Consider the following 6,253-nt stretch of genomic DNA (forward strand, 5'->3'; position numbering starts at 1 on the left):
CCAAGGAGTTGGCTAAGACATTTGTCTTCCTAAGCCCGCTTGGCCTCCGACTTGATGATTCGATTGTACGCGGAACAACCAGCCGCCGTCTGGTAGAAATACTGCGCAGGGCAGGAGCGAAAGAAGTGCATTTCAGGGTAAGCTCCCCGCCTGTAAAATTTCCGTGTCATTTAGGAATTGATACCCCGAGCAAAAATGAACTTATTTCAAGTACACACGAACTGAAAGAAATTTGCCGTGAAATCGGAGCGGATTCGCTGGCGTTTATTTCGCTTGAAGGCATGCTTGAGGCTTTAGGCACGGATTCTTTCTGTAAGGGCTGCTTTAACGGGGAGTACCCGGCGTAAGGGGTGACTTGCAACGCCCCCGCGCCGGCTAATTTACGGCTAAAAGTGTGAAACTCTGCAATTTAGCCGTAAAAAGAAGCCCCCTTATCCTTCACAAGCCCTCAAAAATTCCACAAACAGCGGTCCTGTGTTGTTCGGGCGGCTCTTAAATTCCGGGTGGAACTGAACTCCCACATGGAATTTTCCTTCTGCCTCAACTGCCTCTACAAGTTTTTCGTCCGGTGAAGTTCCGCTGACTGTAAGGCCTGCATTTTCAAGTTCTGCGCGGAAGTCGTTGTTGAACTCGTATCGGTGGCGGTGCCGCTCTTCAATATGCTGCTTTCCGTACGCCTTTTCAAGCATTGTTCCTTCCTTAACCTTACACGGATAGCTTCCAAGCCGCATTGTGCCGCCCATGATTACGCCCTGCTGGTCTTTCATTAAATCAATTACAGGATGTTCGCAAAGTTCATCAAACTCGCGGCTGTTTGCATCTTTCCAGCCGAGAACTGTACGCGCAAACTCAATTACGGCTATCTGCATTCCAAGACAGATTCCAAAATACGGAACATTGTGGGTGCGTGCATAGCGGCAGGAACATATCATTCCTTCAATTCCCCGCTGACCAAATCCGCCAGGAAGAATGATTCCCTTGCAGTCAGAAAAAATCTCTGTGGCAGTTTCATCTGTAACGCTGTCTGAATCTACCCATTTTATCTCAACATTTTTTCCGGTTTCAAAACTTGCGTGGTTCAGGCTTTCTACAATGCTCAGGTAAGAGTCGTGGAGCTTAACATATTTTCCGACGAGGGCGATTTTTACGGTTCCTTTGCGTGCATGAATTTTTTCTACCATTTTTGACCATTCGGCAAGGGCAGGGTAGTCGCCTCTGGTGTTTTCAATTCCAAGGTCACGGCAGACAACATCGTCCATGTTCTGGGCGTGGAGCATGAGGGGCACTTCATAAAGACTTTTACAGGTGGTGTTGTTGATTACGCAGTCTGGAGAAACATTGCAGAAAAGTGAGATTTTCTTTCGGATATCAGATGGAATTTCTTTGTCGCATCTTGCAACGATAATGTCCGGGTGGATTCCTACGGCCATGAGTTCCTTTACGGAGTGCTGGGTCGGCTTTGACTTAAACTCGTCGCTTCCTGAAATATAAGGCACAAGGCACACATGGATAAAAAGACAGTTTCGCCGTCCGACTTCAAGGGCAAGCTGGCGGATTGCTTCAAGGAAAGGCTGGCTTTCAATATCACCTGTAGTTCCGCCGATTTCAACAATGCTTATGTCCGCTTTGCTGACTTCTGCATTTTTTAAGATAAAGTCTTTAATTTCGTTTGTAACATGAGGAATAATCTGAACAGTCTCGCCAAGATAATCGCCGTTGCGCTCTTTGTTGAGCACGTTCCAGTAAACCCGTCCGCTAGTAAGGTTAGAATATTTAGTCAGGTTTTCGTCGATAAAACGCTCGTAGTGACCAAGGTCAAGGTCAGTTTCCGCTCCGTCGTCGGTAACAAAAACTTCGCCGTGCTGGAAAGGACTCATAGTGCCCGGGTCAACGTTCATGTAGGGATCGAGCTTTTGTGAAGCAATTTTAAGCCCCCTGCATTTTAAAAGCCTGCCAAGAGAAGCGGCCGTAATACCTTTTCCAAGACCCGAAACAACACCGCCTGTAACAAAAATAAACTTTGACATAATTTTTACCTCTTAAATATCCCTGTTTATATCTACCACGCTCACGTTTTCAAGACTAAATCCGCTTGAAAGACTGCCTGCCAGTGCGTTTGCCGTATCGATTGAAGTAAGGCAGTCAATATCGCGCTCTACTGCAAGACGGCGGAGTTTTACGCTTTCTGCAATCGGGTCGCGCCCTTTTGCAGAAGTTGAAATAACATAAGCAATTTTTCCGCTTTCAAGTAAAGTCATAACATTGTCATTGTAATTTTCGTGAACTTTTGCGACATGAGTTACTTCCATTCCGCTGCGCTCAATTGTAGCCGCATTTCCGCTTGTAGCGTAAAGCTTAAAGCCGAGGTCGTAAAACTTATGCGCAAGGGCAGGGAGTTCCGGCAGGTCGGTGGCTCTGACTGAGAAAAGAATTCCACCTTCCTTAAAAAACTTAATTCCTGCGGCGGCCATGCCCTTAAAAAGCGCTTCATTTCTTGTGGCAGCAATTCCTAAAACTTCGCCTGTGCTCTTCATTTCAGGACCTAAGTGAGTGTCTACATCCATCAGTTTTTCAAAACTGAAAACTGGAACTTTGACTGCAAAATAATCAGGCTTACGGTAAAGTCCACTTCCGAATCCCATATCAGAAAGTTTTTCTCCCATCATGGCGCGGGTGGCAAGTTCAATCATCGGAACGCCTGAAACTTTGCTCAGGTAAGGAACCGTGCGGCTTGAACGCGGGTTGGCTTCGATAATGTAAAGGTCAGATCCGTTTCCATCGTCATAAATAAGATACTGAATGTTTACAAGTCCCTTTGTTCCAAGCGCAAGTGCAAGGTCGCGGCTCTGACGGATAATTTTTTCTTCGAGTTCCGGTGTAAATTCTCCCGGATAAACTGCGATTGAGTCTCCTGAGTGAATGCCGGTGCGCTCAACATGTTCCATAATTCCCGGAATCAAAACATCTTCACCGTCGCAGATACAGTCAACTTCAAGCTCTTTTCCTTCCATGTATTTGTCGATGAGAACCGGGTTTTCGATGTTCTGTCTCAAAATGATTGCCATGTATTCTTTAACGTCAGCGGGATTTCTTGCAATAATCATGTTCTGTCCGCCTAAAACATAGCTTGGACGCATCAAAACCGGATAGCCGATTTTCTGACCTGCTTCGAGCGCCTCTGCTTCTGTAAAGACAGTCATTCCGCGCGGACGGTTAATCTTAAGGCGTTCACAAAGTTCTTCAAAGCGTTCCCTGTCTTCTGCAAGGTCTATTGCGTCAGCCGAAGTTCCAAAGATTTTTACGCCCTGGCTGTCCAGGAATTTTGCAAGTTTTATTGCAGTTCCTCCGCCAAAAGCCACTACAACTCCGAGAGGTTTTTCGACTTCAAGCACGTTCATTACATCTACAGGAGTGAGCGGTTCAAAATAAAGCCTGTCTGCCGTGTCAAAGTCGGTGGAAACGGTTTCCGGGTTGTTGTTGATGATTGCAACTTCATACCCGAGCTTTTTAAGCGAGCGCACGCACTGAACGGAGGCGTAGTCAAATTCAATTCCCTGTCCGATTCTGATTGGTCCTGAACCGAGTACGACGATTGTACCTTTATGGGGGGAAGTCTCCCCCTCGCTACAACCGCTCGCGCCGCTTTTTCTTTCCGCAAGGAACATTTCCGCCTCGTTTTCGCCGCCGGTGGTTGAATAAAAATACGGTGTTTCTGCGTTGAACTCGCCTGCACAGGTATCTACCATTTTGAAAGACTTTGGATTGAAAATTAATTCACAAGCAGATTTGCTCAAACCTAACGGTTTTCGCTTTGTTTCGTGTGAGTCGTTAGACTCGAACAAATCCGTTTGTTTTTCTTTCTCCATTCCGCAAATCTTTTCCAGCTTCCACAAAAACCATTCGTCAATTTTTGTGATTTCGTGGATTTCTTCTACGCTCAAAAGCCCCCGCTTCAGGGCCTGATAAATTGCAAAAATCCTCTGGTCCGTGCACTGAGAGACTCTCTCACGGATTTTTTCGTCTCCTTCTTTTTCAAAGGCTGGTAGGTTCAAATCCTTAACGCCGCCTTCAAGACCCCGGGCTGCTTTTAAAATTGCTTCTTCAAAGTTCTGGCCGATTGCCATTACTTCGCCGGTTGCCTTCATCTGAGTGCCAAGCTTTCTTGAAGCATAGACGAATTTGTCGAACGGGAATTTCGGCATTTTAACTACAACATAATCCAGAACCGGTTCAAAGCAGGCTTTTGTTTTTTTTGTAACAAAGTTCGGGATTTCATCCAGCGTAAAACCGACAGCAATTAAGGCCGCAACCTTTGCAATCGGGTAGCCGGTTGCTTTCGAGGCCAGGGCAGAAGAGCGCGAAACACGAGGATTTACTTCGATTACGGCATATTCAAAACTGTCAGGATTCAAAGCAAACTGACAGTTACAGCCGCCTTCAATTTCAAGCGCACTGATTATGTTTAAAGCCGCAGAACGCAGCATCTGATATTCTTTATCTGCAAGAGTTACAGTCGGAGCAATTACGATTGAATCTCCCGTGTGAACGCCGACCGGGTCAAAGTTTTCCATTGAGCAGACAGTGATAACGTTTCCGGTTGAATCGCGCATCACTTCAAATTCAACTTCCTTCCAGCCTGAAATACATTTTTCAACAAGAATCTGGTGAATCGGAGAGCGGTGAAGGCCGTTGTGAGCAATTTCGTCAAATTCGCGCTCATTTTTTGCAATACCGCCGCCGGTTCCGCCCAGAGTAAAGGCCGGCCTGATTATTACAGGAAAACCGATTACATTTTTTGCAAAATCAAGTGCACTTTCATAATCCGTAACGACTTTTGAAGGAATGCACGGTTCCCCGATACTTTCCATCGTGTCCTTGAACATCTGGCGGTCTTCCGCCTTGTCGATTGTAAGCGGGCGTGCCCCCAGAAGTTTTACTCCATGGCTTTCAAGAAAACCCGATTTTGCAAGTTCCATGCTCAAAGTTAAGCCCGTCTGACCGCCGAGAGTCGAAAGCAGGGAATCAGGTTTTTCTTTTTCGATGATTCTCTCAAGAGTCTTTAAGTTAAGCGGTTCAAGATAAATCTCATCTGCCATGAAGTGGTCAGTCATAAGCGTTGCAGGATTTGAGTTTACAAGACAGACTTCAAGGCCAAGTTCTTTGAGCGCCTTGCAAGCCTGGTTTCCAGCATAGTCAAATTCCGCCGCCTGACCGATTACAATCGGACCGGAGCCAATTATCATTACTTTGTGAATATCTTTATTTAGAGGCATGGTTTTTCTCCATCATTTTTACAAAATCATCGAATAAAAAATTAGTATCATGAGGCCCGCCGCAGGCTTCCGGGTGGAACTGAACGCTGAAGGCCGGAATGTCGGTGTATTTTATTCCTTCGCAGGTTCCGTCATTTGAATTGATAAAGCTTAATTTTGCGCATGAAGGAAGGTTTTCTGTTTTTACAGCGTAGCCGTGATTCTGGCTTGTAATGTAAACCCGTCCTGTTTCAAGATTTTTGCAGGGGTGGTTTCCTCCTCTGTGACCGTACTTTAATTTTTGAGTCTGAGCCCCCCGTGCAAGGGCAAGCATCTGGTGTCCAAGACAGATTCCAAAAATCGGGATTTTTCCGTATTCGCATAATTTGCGGATTTCTTCGATAACGCCTGTGTTTTCTGCAGGGTCTCCCGGTCCGTTAGAAAGCATTATTCCGTCCGGGGAAAGCTCAATTATTTCTTTTGCCGTCGTGTTGTAAGGAACAACCGTCACAGTGCAGCCGCGTTTTTCAAGTTCCCTCTGAATGTTTGCCTTTGCACCAAAATCGATGAGGCAAACTGAAAATTTAGGAATTAGTGTAGGGGAAAGCCTTCCCCTCGCTCCAATACCTCTCACTACGCCGGAGAAGTCCGAGCAAGCTCTGCCTTCTCCGCTCCGTTCGGGTATTTTCGCTACCCCTTCTCCTAAGGGGCTCTGCCCCTTAAAATCCCCGCCGGATTTCTGTACGCTTTTTACCGCATCTTCAATCTTATATTCACGGATTTCGTTTAATAATTTCTGGTCATCTGTCTTAGTTAATCTGTGTTTATCTGTGTCTGCAATATTGAGTTCAGGTTTCTGTATTGTCTGGCAGCTTTCTGCTATTTTTACTGCTTCTTTACCGCTTACAATCATTCCGTTCATGACGCCGGCTTCGCGCAGTTTTTTTGTAAGTGCTCTGGTATCGATTCCACAGATTCCGACGATATTCTGAGTTTTAAGG

General features: G+C 45.9%; 3 protein-coding genes and 1 pseudogene. 1 reads left to right on the forward strand and 3 read right to left on the reverse strand.

Translation table 11 applies throughout. The features are described 5' to 3' along the window. Window positions 1–347: pseudogene (locus ACKI5B_RS02560) on the forward strand (hypothetical protein); the annotation flags it as partial. Window positions 348–431: 84 nt separating this feature from the next. Here ACKI5B_RS02560 and pyrG read toward each other — a convergent pair. The 3 genes from pyrG to ACKI5B_RS02575 form a co-directional block, all read right to left on the reverse strand. Beyond that, the gene (gene pyrG, locus ACKI5B_RS02565; protein ID WP_407425525.1) at window positions 432–2,027 is read right to left on the reverse strand and encodes a CTP synthase; all 1,596 of its coding nucleotides are present in this window, start codon (window positions 2,025–2,027) and stop codon (window positions 432–434) included. Between the two features lie 12 nt (window positions 2,028–2,039). Beyond that, window positions 2,040–5,273, reverse strand: coding sequence for a carbamoyl-phosphate synthase large subunit (gene carB, locus ACKI5B_RS02570; protein WP_407425527.1), 3,234 nt, complete (start codon window positions 5,271–5,273; stop codon window positions 2,040–2,042). Next, a partial coding sequence (locus ACKI5B_RS02575) for a carbamoyl phosphate synthase small subunit (RefSeq protein WP_407425529.1) occupies window positions 5,260–6,253 on the reverse strand: 994 nt, incomplete at its 5' end. The genes carB and ACKI5B_RS02575, both read right to left, overlap by 14 nt.

Origin of the sequence: Treponema sp. (genome assembly GCF_045657965.1) — a bacterium.
GTDB lineage: Bacteria > Spirochaetota > Spirochaetia > Treponematales > Treponemataceae > Treponema_D.

Excerpts from the sequence above, each read along its gene's own strand:
- carB (WP_407425527.1), bottom strand. The coding sequence starts at position 5,273 with ATGCCTCTAAATAAAGATATTCACAAAGTAATGATAATTGGCTCCGGT.
- pyrG (WP_407425525.1), bottom strand. The coding sequence starts at position 2,027 with ATGTCAAAGTTTATTTTTGTTACAGGCGGTGTTGTTTCGGGTCTTGGA.